This window comes from Halomonas caseinilytica, assembly GCF_001662305.1.
In the GTDB taxonomy this organism is placed as follows: domain Bacteria; phylum Pseudomonadota; class Gammaproteobacteria; order Pseudomonadales; family Halomonadaceae; genus Halomonas; species Halomonas caseinilytica.
In genome coordinates this window covers 134,089-154,462 of record NZ_BDEP01000014.1, presented here as the reverse complement: position 1 = coordinate 154,462, position 20,374 = coordinate 134,089, and the positions used below count along the sequence as shown (strand labels likewise).

The following is a 20,374-nucleotide window of genomic DNA, read 5'->3' as shown; positions in this document are numbered from 1 at the left end:
TTGTTCGTGGACTCAGAAAGCTCCATGGCCCGCTCCGAAGAGCGGGCCGGCGGATTACCAGCTCTGAGTCGCCTTGAACTTGTCGAGACCTTCCTTCAAGCCGCTCTTGATCTCGTCGCTGTAGTCGCCACTCTGGTTGATCTTGTCGAGCAGTTCGGCGTACTCGGACTTCATGAAGTCCTGCAAGGCACGCTCGAAATCAAGTACCTTCTTGACCTCGACATCTTCCAGATAGCCTTCGTTGGCGGCATACAGGGAAACGGCCATTTCGGCCACGGACATCGGCGCGTACTGATGCTGCTTCATCAGCTCGGTGACCCGCTGGCCGTGCTCCAGCTGCTTGCGGGTGGCCTCATCCAGATCGGAAGCGAACTGGGCGAAGGCCGCCAGCTCACGATACTGGGCCAGGGCCAGACGCACGCTGCCGCCGAGCTTCTTGATGATCTTGGTCTGCGCCGAGCCACCCACGCGGGATACCGACAGGCCGGCGTTGATCGCCGGACGGACGCCCGAGTTGAACAGATCGGTTTCCAGGAAGATCTGACCGTCGGTGATGGAGATCACGTTGGTCGGTACGAACGCGGAGACGTCGCCGCCCTGGGTCTCGATGATCGGCAGCGCGGTCAATGAACCGGTCTTGCCCTTCACCTCGCCGTTAGTGGCCTTCTCGACATAATCGGCATTCACGCGAGCGGCACGCTCGAGCAGGCGCGAGTGGAGGTAGAAGACATCACCCGGGAAGGCCTCGCGGCCCGGCGGACGACGCAGCAACAGGGAAACCTGACGATAGGCCACGGCCTGCTTGGAGAGATCGTCATAGACGATCAGGGCGTCTTCACCGCGATCGCGGAAGTACTCGCCCATGGTGCAGCCGGAATAGGCCGCGAGGAACTGCATCGGGGCCGGATCGGCGGCGCCGGCGGCAACCACGATGGTGTGCTCCATGGCGCCATGCTCTTCGAGCTTGCGCACCACGTTGGCAATCGTCGACTGCTTCTGACCGATGGCCACGTAGACGCAGGTGACGTCTTTGCCCTTCTGGTTGATGATGGCATCGATGGCGATGGCGGACTTGCCGATCTGGCGGTCACCGATGATCAGCTCACGCTGACCACGACCGATCGGCACCATGGAATCGATCGACTTGAAGCCGGTCTGGATCGGCTCGTCGACGGACTGACGGGTGATGACGCCCGGTGCCACCTTCTCGACCGCATCGGTCTTGTCGGTGCCCAGCTCACCCTTGCCATCGATCGGGTTGCCCAGGGCATCGACCACGCGACCACGCAGTTCCGGGCCTACCGGCACTTCAAGGATGCGCCCGGTGCACTGGGCGGTCATGCCCTCTTCGAGCTGCAGATAATCCCCCAGTACCACGGCGCCGACATTGTCGCGCTCGAGGTTCAGCGTCATGCCATAGATGCCGCCGGGGAACTCGATCATCTCGCCGAACATCGCGTCGGCAAGACCGTGGATCTGCACGATACCGTCAGACACGCTGACGATGGTGCCCTGATTGCGGGCTTCGGATGCGACATCCAGCTTCTCGATACGCTGCTTGATGATGTCGCTGATCTCGGAAGGATTCAGTTGCTGCATGCCATGTCCCTCAGACTCAGGCGGAAAGGGCCTCACGGAGGCGATTCAGTCGACCACGCACCGATCCGTCGATGACGGTATCGCCGGCACGCAGGACAACGCCGCCCAGAAGGCTGCTATCCACCTGAGTGGTAATGGAGATTTCGCGGTTCAAACGCTTGGCCAGCGCACTCGCGAGCGTTTGTTGCTGCGCGTCGTCCAGCGGGAAGGCGGAGACGATGTCCACGTCCATACGCTCCTCCTGCTGGGCCTTGAGCAGTGCGAACTGCTCGGCGATGGCCGGCAGAGCCGCCAGGCGGCCCTTCTGACCGACCTGGAAAAGGAAGTTGCGCAGCTCGTCGTTCACGGCATCACCGCAGATATCGACGAGCAGGTCCACCTTCTGCGCGCTGGTCAGCCGCGGGTTGCCGAGCACCTGCCGACGCAGGTCATCGTTGCCGACGGCCTGCGCCACGCTGTCGAGCATGCCGGCCCAGTCTTCGAGTGCTTGGTGTTCAGTGGCGTACTCGAAGACTGCCTTGGCATAGGGGCGAGCGACAGTTGACAGTTGCGCCATGGGTCACCTCCTCAAAGCTCTTCAGCGAGTTTGTCGACGAGCTTCGCGTGCTGCTTCTCGTCAATGGAGGATTCCAGAATGCGCTCTGCCCCCACGATAGCGAGCCGCGATACCTGTCCACGCAGCTCTTCCTTCGCGCGGTTGACTTCCTGATCTATCTCGGTCTTGGCATTGGCGATCATGCGCTCGCCTTCTTGGCGGGCCTGCTCACGTGCCTCGTCGATCATCTGGTTGGACCGCTTATGGGCGTTTTCCAGAATCTCAGCCGCCTGCTCCTTGCTCTCACGCAGCGTCTCCTCGGCCTGTTGCTCGGCCAATTCGAGGTCACGTGCAGCACGGCTCGCAGCGTCCAGGCCATCGGCGATCTTTTTCTGGCGCTCGTGAAGCGCATTGTTGATCGGTGGCCACACGTACTTTATGCAAAACCAGACAAAGATCGCGAAGGCGATCATTTGTCCGATAAGCGTCATGTTGATATTCACAAGGACGTACCTCTGACAGATTCGTGGCGACCGGAAACAAGCAAACCGAGCGCAGCGCGCTCGGTGTGCAATTCGTTAGCCGGCAACAACGAAGATCAGGTACATCGCGATACCCACACCGATCATCGGCACGGCGTCCAGCAGGCCAGCCATCAGGAAGGTCTTGGTCTGCAGCTGGTTGGCCAGCTCCGGCTGACGGGCAGTCGTCTCGAGCAACTTGCCCCCCAGCAGTGCGAAGCCGATACCAGTGCCCAGAGCGCCCAGACCGATCATGAGAGAGGCGGCGATGTAGACGAGTTCCATGGTGATACTCCTATCGAGTTGAGGTTAAGGTTCAAGGGTTTATCAGATGCTGCGTGATTCAGTGATGCTCATGGGCCGCATTCAGGTAGACCACCGTCAGGACGGTAAAGATGAATGCCTGTAGGGTGATGACCAGGATATGGAAGATGGCCCAGGGAACGTTGAGCGTCCAGGTAACCCAGAACGGCAACAGAGCAATCAGGATGAAGATCACCTCGCCTGCGAACATGTTGCCGAAGAGTCGCAGCCCCAGACTGAGCGGCTTGACGAGCAAGCTGATGATTTCCATCACCAGGTTGAAGGGGATCAATAACCAATGGTTGAAGGGCGTCAGTGAAAGCTCCTTGGCAAAGCCGCCGAGTCCCTTGACCTTGATGCTGTAGTAGATGATCAGGCAGAACACGCCCAGCGCCATGCCCAGGGTGGCATTAGGATCGGTAGTAGGCACCAGCTTCATGTATTCGACCCCGAGACGGGCGAACAACGCAGGGGCCAGATCGACTGGCACGAGCTTGAGCAGGTTCATCAGGAAGATCCAGACAAACAGCGTCAATGCCAGCGGGCCAATCAGGGAGTTCTTGCCATGGAAAGCGCCACGCACGGTGCCTTCGATGAACTCGAAGACCATTTCGATGGCGTTCTGCAGCTTGCCCGGCACCCCGGTGGTAGCGGCCTTGCCCACCTTTCTGAACAGCCAGATGAACAACACCCCCATGGCCAGCGACCAGCCCATGGTATCCAGGTGGATAGCCCAGAAGCCCATTTCCTGGGCCTCGGTGCTGGAGTGCGCGATGGACCAACCGTTCTCGGGGTGGTAGCCGTATGTCAGATTCTGCAGGTGATGCTGAATATACTCCGTGGGAGTCGGGTTGTTGCCTGCCATGAGCTGCCTCGATTTCAGTTGGGTGATGGTCGTGTGCCCAGCACGGCGGCCAGACAGTGAACGAACAGCATCACCACATAAGCGCCAAAGAAGAAAGCATGATTTGAGGGGGGCACTGCGACGAACACCACGGTCAAAAGAGCCACCGTCAAACCAAACTTGCCGGCTTCCGCTCGATAGAAGCCACTCACGATGTTCTTGGCGTGACGTCCTCCCCGATAGCGGAAGGCTCGCCAGGCAAAAAAGGCATTGGGCAAGAAGGCCACGACCCCGCCCACGAAAGCTGAGTAGGCGCTGGGACTTCCTCCCGACAAGGCGCCAACCCCCGTCATCATGACTATCACGACCAATTGTGCAAGTAACAGTCGCCAAATGCCGGGGCGCTTGATCCTGGCTGCCATGAGGTCTCCGTTTATCAACCTTGTCGTGGCACCCAGGCCGCCTCAATGACCACCGCGTCCGACAACGTCGGCGGTCCGGCGCGATTATAGGGAAGCGACCCGTCGGCTTCAACCGGATAAGGGGCGAATATGCGCGATATCGCGCTAGCTTACGACTAAAAGTCGATGAAAAAGCGCGAACTTCTTTAGCCTGCTAAATGGCGTCCACGCCTCAACGTATGTGTTCGAGAATGCCATCCAGCTCTTCGAGACTGGCATAGCGGATGGTCACTCGTCCCTTGCCGCTCTGGCCATGCTGGATTTTCACCGGTGCGCCGAGCAGCTCGCCCAGGCGGGACTCCAGCCTGGCCACATCCGGGCTCGGCTCGGCCTTCTCGGCCTTCTTGCGTCCTCCGGAGGCCAGTTGCTTCACCAAGGCCTCGGTGGCACGCACCGTCAGATCCTTGTTGACCACCTCATGCGCGGCCTTGCGCTGCTTGGCGCCGGACAGCGCCAGGAGTGCGCGAGCATGTCCCATGTCGAGATCGCCCCGCTCGAGCAAGGTCTGCACCTCGGGGTCCAGCGACAACAGACGCAGCAGATTGGCCACCTGGGCCCGTGAACGGCCGACGGCGTCAGCGGCCTGTTGCTGCGTCAGCTCGAACTCGTCGAGCAGGCGCTTCATGGCCATGGCTTCTTCGACCGGGTTGAGGCTCTCGCGCTGGATGTTCTCGATCAACGCCAGAGCCAGGGCCACTTCGTCGGAGACCTCGCGGATCACCGCCGGGATGACATCGAGCTCCGCCAGCTGGGCCGCCCGCCAGCGACGTTCGCCGGCAACGATCTCGTAGCGCTCCTCGTCGATGGGACGCACCACGATCGGCTGCATGACCCCCTGGGCACGAATCGAGTCGGCCAGTTCTTCCAGTGCCTCGGGCTGAATGTCACGACGTGGCTGGTAGCGGCCTCGCGTCAGCTGACCAAGCGGCAGGCGTTCGAGTCGTTCCTCCGATCCCGGCAGTGCCTGGGCGCCACCGTCGCGTTCGGCTCCCTCCAGTGACGTATCGACCTCGGGCAGATCAAGGCTGTCACGGCGTCGAGCGTTGGCGCCGATCAAGGCATCCAGGCCACGTCCCAGGGCGCGTTGTTTGCGCGTCATCGAGCTTCCCTCATTTCCAGGGCTATACGGTTACAACGACAGGCGACGAATCAATTCCTTGGCCAGCACCCGATGGGCCTGGCTGCCTCGCGAGAAACGAGCGTACTTGGTCACCGGCAGGCCATGGCTCGGCGCCTCGGCGACCCGCACGTTACGCGGGATGGTGGCCTTGAGCAGCGCATCGCCGAAATAATCGCGCAGCTGCTTGCTGACATCACGGGTCAGGCTGTTGCGACTGTCGAACATGGTGCGCAGGATGCCGAAGATCTCGAGTGAGGGATTCACGCTATCCTTGATCTGCTCGATGGTATCGAGCAGAGCCGAGAGTCCCTCGAGGGCATAGAACTCGCACTGCAGCGGGATGAGCACGCCATCGGCGGCCGTCAGGGCGTTGACGGTGAGCATGTTCAGCGATGGCGGGCAATCGATCAGCACCACGTCGTACTCGGCCGCCACATCCTCCAATGCCTTGACCAGGCAACGCTCGCGCCCCTCGTCGCGTTCCAGCAGCTCCACCTCGGCGGCGGTCAGGTCACCATTGCCGGGCAACAGGGCGAAACCGGCCTCGGGACAATCGAGGATCACCTCACTGGGCTTGCGTTCACCTAGCACGACATCGAGGACGCTGCCGTCGAGTTCGTGCTTGTCGACGCCACTGCCCATGGTGGCATGCCCCTGGGGATCAAGGTCGACCAGCAGCACGCGTCGATCCAGGGCGGCCAGGCTGGCAGCCAGGTTGACGGCGGTGGTGGTCTTGCCTACGCCGCCCTTCTGGTTGGTCAAGGCGATGATCTTGGTCACGGCGACTTCCTTGCGAGTGACGGACGCCTCAGGGGCGACCCTGGGTGGAATCGGTACGCTCGAGGATCACGAGCCGACGCTGGCCGGTCTCGAAGGGCACGGTCAGCTCATGGCTGGCGACCGGTGCCACGTTCTCGGGCAACCCGCTCAGTTCATCATCCACGGCGGGGCCCTTCATGGCCAGCCACCGTCCCTCATCGGCCACCAGGTCGGCACTCAGCGAGACGAAATCGCCGAGACTGGCAAAAGCGCGGGAGATGACCTCGCAGTAGCCGTTCTCCGGCCCTTCGAAGGCCTCGACCCGAGCCTGGACTGGCGTGACATTGGTCAGACCCAGCTCCATTACCGCCTGGCGTTGGAAGCGCACCTTCTTGCCATTGCTGTCGAGCAGGGTCACCCGACGCGCAGGCTCCAGGATCGCCAGTACCAGTCCTGGCAAGCCGGGGCCGGCGCCAACATCGAGCAATGTCGATCCCGTCACGAAAGGCGCCACGGCCGCGCTGTCGAGCACATGCCGGGAGACCATCTCTTCTGGTGCCCGTACCGCGGTGAGGTTATAGGCGCGGTTCCACTTGTGCAACAGCGTCAACAGGGACAACAGGCCTTCCCGAGGTCTTGGCCCGGCATCGATACCGAGCTCGCTCAGGCCTCGTTCCAGGCGTTCGCGCAGCCCATGATTATCCTGGGTCATCCGTTGGCCACCCGGCTATCGTCGAGCAGACGTCGCTTTTTCAGGTGAATCAGCAGGATCGATACCGCCGCTGGCGTGACACCGGAGATGCGCGATGCCTGGGCCAGCGTCTCGGGCCTAGCCTCGACGAGTTTCTGGCGAATCTCGTTGGAGAGTCCTTCGACCTGGTCATAGTCAAGGTCGTCAGGCAGCGGCGTGGCCTCATGGCGCTTGAGCTTGTCGATCTCTTCCTGCTGACGATCGATGTAACCCTGATACTTGGCCTGGATCTGGACCTGGTCGGCAACCCGATCGTCGTCGACGGGTTCCCCGACCAGCCCGGCCACATCCCGATAGCCGAGTTCGGGGCGCCTGAGCAGCTCGAGCAGATTGTATTCGCGCTTCAGCGCCTGACCGGTGGTTTCGGTGACACGCTTGGCGGCCTCGCTGCCCGGTTGAATCCAGCAGGCCTTGAGGCGCGATGTCTCACGCTCCACAGCCTCTCGCTTGGCACTGAACGCTGCCCAGCGTCGATCATCGACCAGCCCCAGTTCTCGACCCGTCTCGGTGAGGCGCATGTCGGCGTTGTCCTCACGCAGCAGCAGACGGTATTCCGCGCGAGAGGTGAACATCCGGTAAGGCTCCCGGGTGCCGAGAGTGATCAAATCGTCGACCAGAACCCCGAGATAAGCCTCGTCGCGACGCGGCCACCAGGCATCGAGCCCCCGAGCCCGCCGTGCGGCATTGAGCCCGGCCAGAAGCCCCTGGGCTCCTGCTTCCTCGTAACCGGTGGTGCCGTTGATCTGCCCAGCGAAATACAGGTTGTGGATAAATTTCGTCTCGAGGGAATGCTTCAGGTCACGCGGATCGAAGAAATCATATTCGATGGCGTAACCGGGACGCGTGATGTGCGCGTTTTCCAGCCCTCGGATCGAGCGGACCACCTGCAGCTGGACGTCGAACGGCAAGGACGTGGAGATGCCATTGGGATACAACTCGTGCGTGTCCAGTCCCTCCGGCTCGACGAAGATCTGGTGGCTTGCCTTGTCGGCGAAGCGATGCACCTTGTCCTCGATGGAGGGGCAGTAGCGGGGACCGACACCCTCGATGGCCCCGGAGAACATCGGCGAACGCTCCAGATTGGCGTGGATGATCTCGTGGGTCCGCTCGTTGGTGTGCGCGATATGGCAGCTCACCTGGCGCGGATGCTGGCTGCGTTCGCCGAGATAGGACATGACCGGCGTTGGCTCATCACCAGGCTGCTCGTCGAGCTTCGAAAAGTCCACGCTCTTGGCATCGAGACGCGGTGGGGTGCCGGTCTTCAGGCGATCGACGCGAAACGGCAAGGCACGCAAGCGCTCGGCCAGGGCATTGGAGGGCGGATCGCCAGCACGGCCTCCACGACTGTTGTCCAGGCCGATGTGGATAACGCCGCCGAGGAAGGTGCCTGTGCACAACACCACGGTCTCGCTCATGAAGCGAATCCCCGTTTCGGTGCATACACCGCGAACCTGGTCGCCCTCGACGATGAGATCGCCGGCTGCCTGCTGGAAGAGCGTCAGGTTGGGCTGGTTTTCCAGCATGCCGCGAATGGCGGCCTTGTAGCGAACGCGATCCGCCTGGGCACGAGTCGCGCGCACGGCTGGTCCCTTTCGAGCGTTGAGCACACGAAACTGGATACCGCCCATGTCGGTGGCCAGCCCCATGGCGCCCCCCAGGGCATCGATTTCCTTGACCAGGTGGCTCTTGCCGATCCCGCCAATGGCGGGATTGCACGACATCTGACCGAGGGTCTCGATGTTGTGGGTCAGAAGCAGTGTCCGGCAGCCCGTGCGGGCCGAGGCCAATGCGGCTTCGGTGCCCGCGTGACCACCACCGATGACGATGACATCGAAACGGTCGGGGTACTCCAAGGTTCACCTCGTTCGGCGCCAGGCGCCGATATTGCGGATCGGGGATGAAATCAGCCAGCCAGTATAACCCTCCTGTGGGTAATCGTCAGGGTTTTCCACACCCAGATTTTCATCCTCGCCCTTCTGCTGAGTCATTACCTATTACATAAACAATATAAGAATAAGAAGTTCTGTTGCTGTAGTAACTACTGGTGTGGACGTTTTCCGTGGATAAACCGTTTTATTTCTTTTCTTTCAATAGATTGCAGTGTTGATCGAAGGTAGGAAAAGACGCTGGCGGCCTGCGGACGATGTGTTCGGGGCCTGTGGATGAAAGATCGTGTTGCCCACAGGCGAGCGCGAGCACGGCTTTTCCACCGATGTCTACCGTGATTGTCACCGTGACTGTGAACAACCCACCCTATTTTTCCACATCCCGCCAATGGCGGGCGTCGTGGCGTGATAAAAGCGCTTGTGCCGCTTGGGTTTTCCACAGGCAGAAAAAAGGCCCTGTCGGTAACGACAGGGCCTTTCAAGGTATGCTGAGAGAGGTGATATCAGTGCTTGAGCACGCGAGACAGGAAGCTTTGCGTGGGCGCTTCAGAGGGGGAATCGAAGATCGTCTCGGGCGGGCCTTCCTCGACGATCCGACCCTTGTCGATGAAGATGACCCGATCGGCCACCTCGCGGGCAAACCCCATCTCGTGGGTCACGATCATCATGGTCATGCCCTCGTTGGCTAGCTCGCGCATGGCATCGAGCACTTCACCGATCATTTCCGGGTCCAGCGCCGAGGTGGGCTCATCGAAGAGCATCAGCCGAGGTTCCATGGCCAGGGCGCGTGCTAGTGCCACCCGCTGCTGCTGGCCGCCGGACAGCTGTGTGGGGTACTTGTCTATCTGGTCGCTGATGCCGACCCGAGCCAGCAGGCGTTCCCCTGTCTCGACGGCGGCATCACGGCTCAGGCCACGGACCTTCATCGGCGCCAGGATCACGTTGTCGAGCACGCTCAGGTGCGGGAACAGGTTGAATTGCTGGAAGACCATGCCGACTTCGGTACGGATCTTCTGCAGCGCCTGAGTTGCCTTGCCGTCGGGCAGCAGGGGATTGCCATCGACGTCCAGTTCGCCTTGCTGGAACTCCTCGAGGCCATTGATGCAGCGGATCAGGGTCGATTTGCCGGAGCCGCTGGCACCGATGATCACTACCACCTCACCTGGCGTTACCGTCAGGTCGATGTCCTGAAGAACGTGAAAGTCGCCGAAGTGCTTGTTGAGCTTGTTCAGCCGCACGATGGCCTCGCCATCGGACGTGGACTTCTCGTGATTCATGTCGTGCATTCCTTTCATTGTCCGACCAGGCCCTTGCGCTCGAGCAAGCGCAACGCAAGCGAGAGCGTCAGGGTGATCGCCAGGTAGAGCATGGCGACCATCAGGTAGACCTCCAGGGCGGTGAAGGTGGTGGCGATGTAGATCTGTCCCTGGCGGACCAGTTCACCGACGCCGATGACTGAGAACAGCGAAGTGTCCTTGATACTGATGATGCCCTGATTACCCAACGGCGGGATCATGCGTCGGAAGGCTTGGGGCCAGATGATGTAGCGGAAGGTCTGGACCCTCGACAGCCCCAGGGAAAGCCCGGCTTCGCGCTGGCCTCGTTCGATGGACTGGACGCCTCCGCGTACGATCTCCGAGATGTAGGCGCCGGAGTTGACGGCGATGGCTGCGATGCCGGCGACCAGGGCATTGATCGGGCCGCCGAGCAGTTGCGGCAGGCCGTAGAAGATGAACAGGACCTGTACCAGTACAGGGGTTCCGCGAAAGATTTCGATATAGGCCACGGCGGGCATTCGCAGCCAGGCCGTCGGACTGATGCGCAGCAAGCCGAAGATGATGCCGATGATGAAGCCGATGGCCAGGCCACCGAAGGAAATGAGCAGGGTGTAGGGGATACCCGGTGCAAGATGCGGAATGGAGGCGAAGGCCGCCTGCCAGTCGAATTGAAAGTCCACTTGGGGGTCTCCCGTCAGCGTTTCCTGGGTGAGGGAAACACTGCCTAAATGCCTGAGCATGCAACGCGCTTCGCCATGGCCGCCAGGGGTGGCGGCTAGCCTGCGGTCCCGTCGCAAGACGGTTCAAATTCGCTCCCGGCGAATCTGTGCGCGGTGCTGGTGCGCCAGCCCGGTCGAAAGCTCGCCAAACTTTCCGTTATGTCTCGCTTTCTGTGCTTCGCGTGCCCTGCGCTTTGCCATGCTCGGTGATTTATTCAGCGTTTCCTGAGTGCTTGGGTACAGGCACAACGCAACGGGGTCGGGCCCTGGGACCCAACCCCGTGTTTCAGCAAGGCAGACGGATCATTCCTCGTCCGATGAAGATCCGAACCACTTGGCGTGGATGTCATCGTAGGTGCCGTCTTCCTTCATGGCGGCCAGTGCCTCGTTGATGGGTTCGACCCATTCGCTGCCCTTGGCGATGGCAAGGCCGTATTGCTGGCCTTCGTAGAGCGGACCGACCGTCTTGACGCGCCCTTCCCCCTTGGTCTGGGAGAAGTAGCCGACATTGGGCGCATCGTAGAAGACTGCATCGACACTGCCGCCGAGCAGCGCCATGTACATGTCGCTGGAGCCCGGATAGGGAGTGATGTCGGCGCTGTCGCCGAGGTTTTCCTCGAGATAGTCGTAGCTGGTGGAACCGACCTTGGTACCGACCTTCTTGCCTTCCAGGTCCTCGACGGTCTGGATGCTGTCGTCGTCGGCATTGACCAGCAGTTTCAGGCCGCTGTCGTAGTAGGGATCGGAGAAGTCGACGATTTCGGCGCGTTCGTCGGTAATGGTGATACCGGCGATGGCGATATCAATGTTACCGGTCTGAACGGCAGGAATGATGCCGTTGAAGTCCATGGTCCGGAGATCATAGTCGAACCCGGCCCGTTCGGAGATTTCCTTGATGATGTCCATGTCGAAACCGACCATCTCGCCGGTTTCCTGATCCATCATCTCGAAGGGCACGAAGCTCGGGTCGGTAGCCACGTCGAGGGTCTGTTCCTGAGCGACGGCCAGGCCGGAGACGCTCAGACCTAGGCCGATGCAGGATGCCAGCGAGACCGCCTTCAGTTGACGTTTCATACGTTTCCCCATGGAAGCAATTATTGTGGAATACTCATCCACCATGGCGAGTTGTCGTGAAAGCGTCAAGTCCGGGCCGGTGGCGCCATTTAGCGCCAGATCAACGGTCTCGTTCAGACCATGAAGGAGGCGCCACAGCCGCAGGTGGTGGTGGCGTTGGGGTTCTGGATCATGAAGCGTGCCCCGGCCAGGCCTTCCTCGAAATCCACGGTGGAACCGACCAGATACTGGTAGGAAAGGGGATCGACCACCAGAGCCACGTCATCGAACTCTACCAGCGTATCGTCCTCTGCGACCGAGTCGGCGAAATCGAAGCCGTACTGGAAACCCGAGCACCCGCCGCCGGTCACGTAGACCCGCAGCTTGAGCTCGCGGTTGCCCTCTTCTTCGATCAGGCTCTTGAGGCGCGCCTTGGCGCTGTCGGACAGCAACAGCGGTGTAGGAACGAAGGATGCGACACCGCTCATCGGTGACCTCCTCGTAATCGGTGGATGTGGTTCATGCCACGATTATCCACACCACCCAGTAAAAGGGTCAACTATTGTGGCGAAATGGCCCATGAGAGTGCGGTGGTGTCAGGGCATCATCGCCGGGGCGTCGAGCCCGGCGGTTTCGTCGAAGCCGAACATCAGGTTGAGGTTATGCACCGCCTGGCCGGATGCGCCCTTGACCAGATTGTCGATCACCGAGAGCACGACCACGGTGTCGCCGTCGCCGGGACGATGCACGGCCAGGCGGCACATGTTGGCACCCTTGACGCTGCGAGTCTCGGGATGGCTGCCCGCCGGCATCACGTCGACGAAGGGTTCATTGGCGAAGCGGCGCTCGAACAACGCCTGGAGATCCTCGGTATCGGTATGGAGCTGGCCATACAGGGTGGCGTGGATACCGCGGATCATGGGCGTCAGGTGTGGCACGAAGGTCAAGCCCACCGTGCTGCCCGCCGCGTCGCCGAGTCCCTGGCGGATCTCCGGCAGATGACGATGCCCCGAGGCGCCGTAGGATTTCATCGATTCGCTGGCCTCGGCCAGCAGCGAGGGCACCTTGGCGCCTCGTCCGGCGCCGGTGACGCCGGACTTGCAGTCGGCAATGATCCTGCCCGGATCGATCGACCCGCTCTCCAGCAGTGGCAGCAGGCCGAGCTGCACGGCAGTGGGATAACAGCCGGGCACGGCAATCAGGCGAGCGTCGCGAATGCGCTCGCGGTTGGTCTCGGGCAGGCCGTAGACCGCTTCGTCGAGCAGTTCGGGGGCACCGTGCGGTTGCCCGTACCATTGCGTCCATTCCTCGGCGTCGCGCAGGCGGAAATCCGCCGACAGGTCGATGACCCGGGTCCCCCGGGCGAGAAGATCACCGGCCAGGGCATGCGCCACGCCATGAGGCGTGGCGAAGAACACGACGTCGCAGGCGGCCAGTCGCGCCGGGTCGGGTTCGCTGAAACGCAGCTCGTCGTAATGTCCGCGCAGGTTGGGGTACAGCTCGCTGACCGCCAGTCCGGCCTCGCTGCGCGAGGTGATGGCCTCGACACTGACGTGCGGATGGCGAGCCAACAACCTGAGCAGTTCGACTCCGGTATAGCCGGTGCCGCCGACGATTCCGACCTTGATCACGATGGACTCCTCATGGTGGACGCTGGGACCTCTGTCTCTGGATATGATACACAAGAGAAGCATGGCCTACCCAGTGGGGGTCATCCAGTGTCAGAGCCTTGTCGAACATGTCTCTGCGTTCATCGATTGCTCGGATAATGCCAGGGTCCAGAGGAAGGTCACCTTGTCGCGACGCCCGTTACCCGATTTCACCCTCGACGGTTTCCGCCGTCGGCTGGCCAGTGTCGATGCCCTGCCTCAATTGTGCGTTCTGGGTGTCTTCTCGGGATTGATCACCGGAGGATTGATGGTCGGCTTCCGCTTGATGCTGGAAGTCGGTGCCATGGCGTTCATGCCCGATGCCGATCCCGAGGCGTTCGAGGGGCTGTCTCCCGCGCTCAGAGCCTCGTTGCCGTTGCTGTCAGTGACGCTGATCGGCCTGTGGTTATGGCGCCAGCCGCCTGCCGGGCGCCAGATCGGCGTGGCGCATGTCATTGAACGACTGACCTATCATCAGGGGCGCTTCCCGATGCGCAACTGGTTCACGCAGTGGTGGGTCGGTCTGGTGTCGGTGCTCGGCGGGCTGTCCGCCGGACGCGAGGGACCGGCCATCCATCTCGGTGCTGCAGCGTCCAGTGGACTTGGCCAGCGGTTGCGCCTGCCTCACAACAGTCTGCGCGTTCTGGTGGCCTGCGGCACCGCCGCCGGTATCTCGGCTTCATTCAATACCCCGATCGCCGGGGTCATCTTCGCCATGGAAGTGGTGATGATGGAATACACCATCACCGGTTTCATGCCGGTGATCCTGGCGTCGACGATCGGCGCTCTGGTGGCGAGGGTGGCTTATGGGGGCGAGCGCCCCTTCCAGATGAGCGGCGTGGAGCTGGAATCGCTCTTCGACTTGCCCTGGATTGTGCTCAGTGCCCTGGTGATCGGCGTGCTGGCGGGATTCTTCGTGAGAGTGGCGCGTTCCGGGAACGTCATGCAGCGCCTGCCCTTTCCGGCACGCCTGGTGGTGGTCGGTCTGCTGGTGGGAGCGGTGGCCTGGTGGTATCCCCAGGTACAGGGAATGGGGTACGACAGCCTGGGAGCCATCCTGAATGGCACGTCGTCGCTCGATGTGTTGCTGGCGCTGGCCATCGGCAAGCTATTGCTGACGGCGATCACCGTGGCGTGCGGCATTCCGGTGAGCATCATCGGGCCGGTCCTGGTGGCCGGTGGTGCTGTCGGTGCCTTGTGTGGCCTGTTCGGCGGGTGGCTGTTGCCCGAGATCGCTGCCGGTCCCGAGGTATACGCCATGCTGGGCATGGCAGCGATGATGGGTGCGGTGTTGCAGGCGCCCCTGGCGGCGCTGATGGCGTTGCTGGAGTTGACCCATAATCCCGGCCTGATCCTGCCGGGGATGCTGGCTGTGGTGGTGGCGGGATTGACGTCGCGGCAACTGTGCGGCTGCGACGGTTTCTTCATCAGTGTCACGCGCCATGGCCTGCACCCCTTGCAGCAGCCGTTGATGCAGGCCCTTTCCCGTGTCTCGGTACCGGCAGTCATGGAGCGTGCCCTGGTGCGCACGCCGCGCCGCGTGACCCGGGCCGAGGCCAGTGCCCTGCTGGATAGCAAGCCGGAGTGGGTGGTCATCGAGCGTTCCCGGGACGACAAGCCGACGCTGGCGCTCAAGGCGGCGGCCCTGGCGCGCTGGATGCTGGAACACGATGAGAATGACAATATCGACAAGGACGGTCGACTGGACTTGCTGGAGATTCCCGGTCAGCGCCTGGATCTGGCGCCGATCCATCTGCAGGCGACCCTCTCCGAGGCCTTCGATCGGCTCAACACCAAGCACGTGGATGCCCTGTACGTGGAACACGGACATCGTCCCGGAAGGAAGCGAATTTCCGGTATCATCACCCGTGATGCCATCGAACGTTACTACCGCTTCAGCGACACTTGAGGAGTCGACATGTACCCCTGGATCAAGGCCCTTCACCTTGTGGCCGTGGTGACCTGGTTCGCCGCCATGTTCTATCTGCCGCGACTCTACGTCTATCACGCCACGGCGCGTGACCGGGACGAGCGACAGGCCATGGCGTACTTCACCACCATGGAGCGCAAGCTGTATCGCGGCATCATGACCCCCTCGATGATCGCCGTGCTGGTGTTCGGCGGCATTCTGCTCTATCAGGCCCCGGCGTGGCTCGGGCAGGGATGGATGCATATCAAGCTCGTTCTGGTGGCCTTGTTGGTGGCTTACCACCATGTCTGCCTGATCTACCTCAAGCAGTTCGCTGCCGAGCGCTGCCAGCGTTCCCCACGTTATTTCCGCATCTTCAATGAGTTGCCCGTGATTGCCTTGCTGGCGATCGTCATTCTCGCCGTGCTGAAGCCGTTCTGATGCCGATTCCGCGTACGACCAACCCCCACCTGCCGGTAGTGCTGGTACTGGGGGGACACGACCCTACCGGTGGTGCCGGCCTGGTGGCCGATGCCGAGGCCATTGCGGCCTGCGGTGGATGGGCGCTGACCATTCCCACCGCCATGACGGTCCAGAATTGTCGAGACGTCAGTGCGGTCCATCCGGTGGGAGCCGAGCTCGTCAAGGCGATGGCGGCCGAGCTTGTGGATATCGAGATCGCCGCCATCAAGATCGGCCTGGTGGCCGACATGGCAACGCTGGACGCCGTGGTGGAGATCGTGCGGCAGCGTCCTGGCGTTCCGGTGGTGGCGGATCCGGTGCTCAAGGCCGGAGGAGGCCGCGAGTTATCCACCGAGGCGCTGGTCGCAGCCTATCGGTCGCGAGTGCTACCGCTTGTGGATATTTTGACGCCGAACCACCTGGAGTTGTCGCGACTGGCCGAGGGAGATGACCAGGACGAGACCCAGCAGGCGGTGAGCCTGATGCGCTTGGGCTGTCAGGCGGTACTGGTCACGGGCACCGAGGCACCAGAGGTTCGCGAGGCGACCGAGAGCGTCGTGCATACCCTGCATACGCCGGATGGCGATCGCCAATGGGAATGGTCGCGCCTGGATGGCGTCTTCCATGGGTCGGGATGCACGCTGGCATCGGCCCTGGCGGCCCGCTTGGCACTGGGGGAGTCCTTGGCCAGTGCCTGCGAGCAGGCCCAGAACTTCACCTGGAATGCCCTGGCGAATGGCTGGCAACCCGGGCAGGATCAGTGTCTGCCGAGGCGGCTCTGGCGGCTACCGGTCGGCATGACGTAAGGCGACGATGGTCATCGGGCTGGCCTTTGCCGGCGTCTGCGTCGAGAATGGAACCACGATGATCGGCCGATTGGGTAGGCGTATTTCGACGATATTCACCGCGAGATCACCGCTAGCCAAAAGCTTATCCAGAGATTTATCCACAGCCTGGATGCCGTGGGTATCGCATCTCCAGGCGATCGCAAGGTTATCCTTCAACAGGACAAGAGGTTGACATGACCACATCCGCGCAGCTCTTCGAACGTGCCTGCCGACACATTCCCGGCGGTGTCAATTCGCCGGTGCGTGCCTTCAAGGGGCTGGAGCGCCCGCCTGTCTTCATGGAGCGTGCCCAGGGCGCTTATCTGTTCGATGTGGAAGGCAAGCGTTATATCGATTACGTGGGATCCTGGGGACCCATGATCACCGGCCATGCCGATCCCGATGTCCTCGGAGCTGTGCGCGAGCGCATTGATGCCGGTCTCTCCTTCGGCACGCCTACCGCCATCGAGACCGAAATGGCCGATCTGATCTGCGAGATGATGCCCAGCATCGAGATGGTGCGCATGGTCAACTCCGGTACCGAGGCCACCATGTCCGCGGTTCGCCTGGCACGTGGCTATACCGGACGCGACAAGATCGTCAAGTTCGAAGGCAACTACCACGGTCATACCGATTCCCTGCTGGTCAAGGCCGGATCCGGCGCCCTCACCCATGGCGAGCCGAGTTCCCCGGGCGTGCCGGCTTCCCTGGCGGAACACACCATCACGCTGTCCTACAACGATGCCGATGCCGTGGAAGCCTGCTTCGAGGAGATGGGGGATCAGATTGCCTGCATCATCGTCGAGCCGGTGGCCGGCAACATGAACTGCATTCCGCCCCAGCCGGGGTTTCTCGAGACATTGCGCCAGGTCTGCGACCGTCACGAGAGTGTCCTGATCTTCGATGAAGTGATGACCGGCTTCCGGGTGGCCATGGGAGGCGCCCAGGCGCATTACGGTGTCACGCCCGACCTGACCTGCCTGGGCAAGATCGTCGGTGGCGGCATGCCGGTGGGGGCCTTCGGCGGGCGTCGCTCGATCATGGAAAACATCTCGCCACTCGGGCCGATCTATCAGGCCGGGACCCTGGCCGGGAATCCTCTGGCCATGGCGGCGGGCATAGCCCTGCTCAACAAGGTTCGCGAACCAGGCTTCCACGATGCCCTGGCCCAGCGTGTCGAGACACTGTGCAATGGGCTTCGGGCCAGGGCCGAGGAGGCCGGCATCGACATGATTGCCCAGCAGGCGGGCGGCATGTTCGGCATCTTCTTCACCGGCCAGCGCCGTGTGGATAACTTCGCTCAGGCCACGGCCTGTGATGGAGATGCCTTCCGACAATTCTTCTCCGCCATGCTGGAACATGGTGTCTATATGGCGCCCTCAGCCTTCGAGGCCGGTTTCATGTCCAGCGCCCATGCCCCCGAGGATATTCAGGCGACCCTCGATGCCGCCGAATCGGCCTTCGCGTCGATGCGCCAGGCTTGAGACGACGTTCCAGCTAGGAGACAGGCGATGAGCCAGCGACAGCCCCACGAAACCCTGCCTCGAGAAAGCGATCTTGATCTTGCGTCGCTGCTCCCGTCCCTCTGTGCCTGGCATGGTGAGCATGGGCAGGACACGAAGGACGATGCATCGCTCGCGACTCGGGCGGTCCGTGAACGGATGGATATCGAGATACAGGCCCTGGAGTCTCTGATGAGCGGTGACGAGGATCGTCTCCGGTTGTCCGATCTGGCTCGCTGGCTCGATGAGAACATCACTCGTCTCGACCCGTTGCTGAACTCGCGCAATGGCTTGCTGTTGCCCGAAAGCTGGGCTCGTGCCCATCCCTGTAGCCGATTGCTCGATGAAGGACGCGTCCTGATGGCCAATGCCATTGATCGCGATCTCGACGGCGCCGGCGCCGAAGGGCCTCTCGATCCGGCCAGCGACGTGGCATCGCTGTTGGTGGGCCTCGAGGTTCGCGATGAGGGTCGGCTCTCACATCAGGCCCTGGATGGCTACTTGCGTCTTTCCGGGGACTATGAGCTGCCACGCCTGTTGCCGGTCTTCCGCGTCATCGAGTGTCTTTCCGGTGCGCGCCGGGCCTTGCGGCGTCGCGCGGAAGCCGGCGATGACGAGCAGCCGGCGCTGCTGGCGGAGACAATGAGTGCCTGTCGTCGGTATATCGAACTTGCCGAGCGATATACCGAGTTCCGCTTTCCGCCTCTGGTGATCGGCGTTGGCGTGGCCGGCAGTGGCAAGAGTCGTTTCACGCGCACTCTGGTGAGTCGGCTGGGGGCGATTCGCTTGTGCTCGGATGTGGAGAGACGTCGGGTACATGGAATTCATCCACAGGCGGAAAGAAGCGAAGGGGGTGTGGACATCTTTTCCAGGACCGCCACGGAGCGCACCTATCGCCGCCTGGCAAAGTGTGCCGGTGCCTTGCTGGATGCCGGATTACCGGTCTGCATTGATGGCACCTGCCTCAAGCGCGAGCAACGTGATCTGCTGCGTCATCAGGCCGAAGGCCGGGGTTTGCCTGTGCTGTTGATCAGTTTCGAGGCCGATGAGGCCACCCTGGAGCGACGCATTACCAAGCGGGCTGCCCGTCAGGACGTCCCCGCCAAAGAGAGCCTTGCTATCCTGGCCCGCCAATGCGAGGCCTTCGAAGATTTCACCGACGAGGAACGCCTGCTGCTGGTCAGGCTGGATACGACCGCCGACAATGCCGCCGAGACATTGGCCGGGCTGATTCAGGAGCACGTGCGCTGAGGTGGCCCGGTTTCAGCTTGGCGTTCGAGGTAAAGGGGCGGCGTACCGAGGTGCTGGCAGGCCCAGCGCACCGCTTGCCCCCTTGTGTTGACGCCGATCTTCTTGAAGGTGTTGTAGAGGTGTGACTTCACAGTGTGCTCGCTGATGGCCAGGCGTTCGGCGATCTCATGGTTGGAGGCACCGGAACCCAGCAGACCGATGATCTCCCGTTCCCGTTGAGTGAGGCCGTATGTCGGACGATAGACGTTCCGCTGCTGCTGGCGCAGGAATTCCAGCAGGCGTGCCATCAATGACCGGGACATCCAGGGATGCCCTTCCATTAGGGTTTTCAATCCATTGCAGATCAGGGACAGGTCGTCCTGACGATAGAAGACACCTTGCAGGTGCATGGTGGTCAGTAGTTCGGCAGCCCGATCCTCGTCCCTGAGGTTGAATACGGCCTGCGACACGCCAGGCTGGCCGGCATGATCGGTGTACCAGGCCTGTAGCGAGGCGTCATCCAGGTGATCGACGTCCAGCAATATCAACGAGGAAGATGGCGCGGGTGTCACCGGCCTCGATCGAGGAAGGACGAGCGCAACGGGGCAATCGAGCTGTTGGCGCAGATAGTCGACGAACAGCTGGGACTGTGGGCTGGGTTCGGTGACCAGAAGCAGGGAACGGTGGTCCTTGTCCATGGGAGCGTCCTTGGCGTGACAGAACAATCGTTTCGACTCGTGGCCAGGATGCATGGTCCCAACACGGCGTCATCACCGCTGTCCTGCCTGGCGCTGGAAGCCAGCTCGTCGATTCATGCCCTGTTTTCTATCCTGAATGCAACGGGGTGCCCAGCAAAGTTAAATAATATGTCGGTATCTCGGGATAAGTGATCATTTTCTAATGTTTTCTTCCCTGGCGCGTCAGCTTCCGCGACCTGTCGCGAGCGTTTCCTCTCCTTTCCATGGCT

Annotated in this window: 21 protein-coding genes; 5 read left to right on the top strand and 16 right to left on the bottom strand. The window is 61.8% G+C overall.

What is annotated here, in order from left to right; genetic code table 11:
- Positions 1 to 54 precede the first annotated feature (54 nt).
- The 15 genes from atpA to argC all read right to left on the bottom strand — a co-directional run bounded on the left by atpA (position 55) and on the right by argC (position 13,459).
- Positions 55 to 1,599, bottom strand: coding sequence for a F0F1 ATP synthase subunit alpha (atpA, locus tag A9O65_RS08425; protein ID WP_064699932.1), 1,545 nt, complete (start codon positions 1,597 to 1,599; stop codon positions 55 to 57).
- A 16-nt stretch (positions 1,600 to 1,615) separates the two neighbouring features.
- Complete coding sequence (locus A9O65_RS08420; protein WP_064699931.1) at positions 1,616 to 2,155, bottom strand: F0F1 ATP synthase subunit delta; 540 nt, start codon at positions 2,153 to 2,155, stop codon at positions 1,616 to 1,618.
- A gap of 11 nt (positions 2,156 to 2,166) precedes the next feature.
- Positions 2,167 to 2,637: a F0F1 ATP synthase subunit B gene (locus A9O65_RS08415; RefSeq protein ID WP_064699930.1), complete on the bottom strand. Its 471-nt coding sequence runs from the start codon at positions 2,635 to 2,637 to the stop codon at positions 2,167 to 2,169.
- A gap of 75 nt (positions 2,638 to 2,712) precedes the next feature.
- Positions 2,713 to 2,940, bottom strand: coding sequence for a F0F1 ATP synthase subunit C (gene atpE / locus A9O65_RS08410; protein WP_064699929.1), 228 nt, complete (start codon positions 2,938 to 2,940; stop codon positions 2,713 to 2,715).
- Between the two features lie 58 nt (positions 2,941 to 2,998).
- Positions 2,999 to 3,823 carry a F0F1 ATP synthase subunit A gene (gene atpB / locus A9O65_RS08405; RefSeq protein WP_064699928.1) on the bottom strand — a complete coding sequence of 275 codons (825 nt, stop codon included), beginning with the start codon at positions 3,821 to 3,823 and terminating at the stop codon, positions 2,999 to 3,001.
- A 14-nt stretch (positions 3,824 to 3,837) separates the two neighbouring features.
- Complete coding sequence (locus A9O65_RS08400) at positions 3,838 to 4,224, bottom strand: ATP synthase subunit I (protein WP_064701862.1); 387 nt, start codon at positions 4,222 to 4,224, stop codon at positions 3,838 to 3,840.
- A gap of 211 nt (positions 4,225 to 4,435) precedes the next feature.
- Positions 4,436 to 5,362 carry a ParB/RepB/Spo0J family partition protein gene (locus tag A9O65_RS08395; RefSeq protein WP_064701861.1) on the bottom strand — a complete coding sequence of 309 codons (927 nt, stop codon included), beginning with the start codon at positions 5,360 to 5,362 and terminating at the stop codon, positions 4,436 to 4,438.
- Positions 5,363 to 5,392: 30 nt separating this feature from the next.
- The gene (locus A9O65_RS08390; RefSeq protein ID WP_064699925.1) at positions 5,393 to 6,163 is read right to left on the bottom strand and encodes a ParA family protein; all 771 of its coding nucleotides are present in this window, start codon (positions 6,161 to 6,163) and stop codon (positions 5,393 to 5,395) included.
- Between the two features lie 28 nt (positions 6,164 to 6,191).
- Entirely contained in the window at positions 6,192 to 6,854 is a 663-nt protein-coding gene (rsmG, locus tag A9O65_RS08385) for a 16S rRNA (guanine(527)-N(7))-methyltransferase RsmG (protein ID WP_064701860.1), read from the bottom strand.
- Positions 6,851 to 8,746, bottom strand: coding sequence for a tRNA uridine-5-carboxymethylaminomethyl(34) synthesis enzyme MnmG (gene mnmG, locus A9O65_RS08380; RefSeq protein WP_064701859.1), 1,896 nt, complete (start codon positions 8,744 to 8,746; stop codon positions 6,851 to 6,853). The genes rsmG and mnmG overlap by 4 nt, the downstream gene beginning before the upstream one ends.
- A gap of 536 nt (positions 8,747 to 9,282) precedes the next feature.
- Positions 9,283 to 10,056 (bottom strand): amino acid ABC transporter ATP-binding protein, encoded by a 774-nt coding sequence (locus A9O65_RS08375; RefSeq protein ID WP_064699922.1) that lies wholly within the window; start codon positions 10,054 to 10,056, stop codon positions 9,283 to 9,285.
- A 14-nt stretch (positions 10,057 to 10,070) separates the two neighbouring features.
- Entirely contained in the window at positions 10,071 to 10,796 is a 726-nt protein-coding gene (locus A9O65_RS08370; protein WP_064699921.1) for an amino acid ABC transporter permease, read from the bottom strand.
- A 282-nt stretch (positions 10,797 to 11,078) separates the two neighbouring features.
- Positions 11,079 to 11,849 (bottom strand): transporter substrate-binding domain-containing protein, encoded by a 771-nt coding sequence (locus tag A9O65_RS08365; protein WP_064699920.1) that lies wholly within the window; start codon positions 11,847 to 11,849, stop codon positions 11,079 to 11,081.
- Between the two features lie 113 nt (positions 11,850 to 11,962).
- Positions 11,963 to 12,316, bottom strand: coding sequence for an iron-sulfur cluster insertion protein ErpA (gene erpA, locus A9O65_RS08360; RefSeq protein ID WP_064701858.1), 354 nt, complete (start codon positions 12,314 to 12,316; stop codon positions 11,963 to 11,965).
- A gap of 108 nt (positions 12,317 to 12,424) precedes the next feature.
- Complete coding sequence (gene argC, locus A9O65_RS08355) at positions 12,425 to 13,459, bottom strand: N-acetyl-gamma-glutamyl-phosphate reductase (protein ID WP_064701857.1); 1,035 nt, start codon at positions 13,457 to 13,459, stop codon at positions 12,425 to 12,427.
- 163 nt (positions 13,460 to 13,622) lie between these two features.
- On the opposite strand from argC, the gene A9O65_RS08350 reads away from it, so the two are divergent.
- The 5 genes from A9O65_RS08350 (at position 13,623) to A9O65_RS08330 (ending at position 19,428) form a co-directional block, all read left to right on the top strand.
- The gene (locus A9O65_RS08350; protein WP_064701856.1) at positions 13,623 to 15,386 is read left to right on the top strand and encodes a chloride channel protein; all 1,764 of its coding nucleotides are present in this window, start codon (positions 13,623 to 13,625) and stop codon (positions 15,384 to 15,386) included.
- A 9-nt stretch (positions 15,387 to 15,395) separates the two neighbouring features.
- The gene (gene hemJ / locus A9O65_RS08345) at positions 15,396 to 15,827 is read left to right on the top strand and encodes a protoporphyrinogen oxidase HemJ (RefSeq protein ID WP_064701855.1); all 432 of its coding nucleotides are present in this window, start codon (positions 15,396 to 15,398) and stop codon (positions 15,825 to 15,827) included.
- Positions 15,827 to 16,654 (top strand): bifunctional hydroxymethylpyrimidine kinase/phosphomethylpyrimidine kinase, encoded by an 828-nt coding sequence (gene thiD, locus A9O65_RS08340; RefSeq protein WP_064701854.1) that lies wholly within the window; start codon positions 15,827 to 15,829, stop codon positions 16,652 to 16,654. The genes hemJ and thiD overlap by 1 nt, the downstream gene beginning before the upstream one ends.
- A gap of 215 nt (positions 16,655 to 16,869) precedes the next feature.
- Entirely contained in the window at positions 16,870 to 18,159 is a 1,290-nt protein-coding gene (gene hemL, locus A9O65_RS08335) for a glutamate-1-semialdehyde 2,1-aminomutase (protein WP_064699914.1), read from the top strand.
- A gap of 27 nt (positions 18,160 to 18,186) precedes the next feature.
- Positions 18,187 to 19,428 (top strand): P-loop nucleotide/nucleoside kinase family protein, encoded by a 1,242-nt coding sequence (locus tag A9O65_RS08330; protein WP_064701853.1) that lies wholly within the window; start codon positions 18,187 to 18,189, stop codon positions 19,426 to 19,428.
- Here the strand turns inward: A9O65_RS08330 and A9O65_RS08325 are convergent.
- Positions 19,410 to 20,105, bottom strand: coding sequence for a LuxR C-terminal-related transcriptional regulator (locus tag A9O65_RS08325; RefSeq protein WP_064701852.1), 696 nt, complete (start codon positions 20,103 to 20,105; stop codon positions 19,410 to 19,412). The genes A9O65_RS08330 and A9O65_RS08325 overlap by 19 nt on opposite strands.
- Positions 20,106 to 20,374 lie beyond the last annotated feature (269 nt).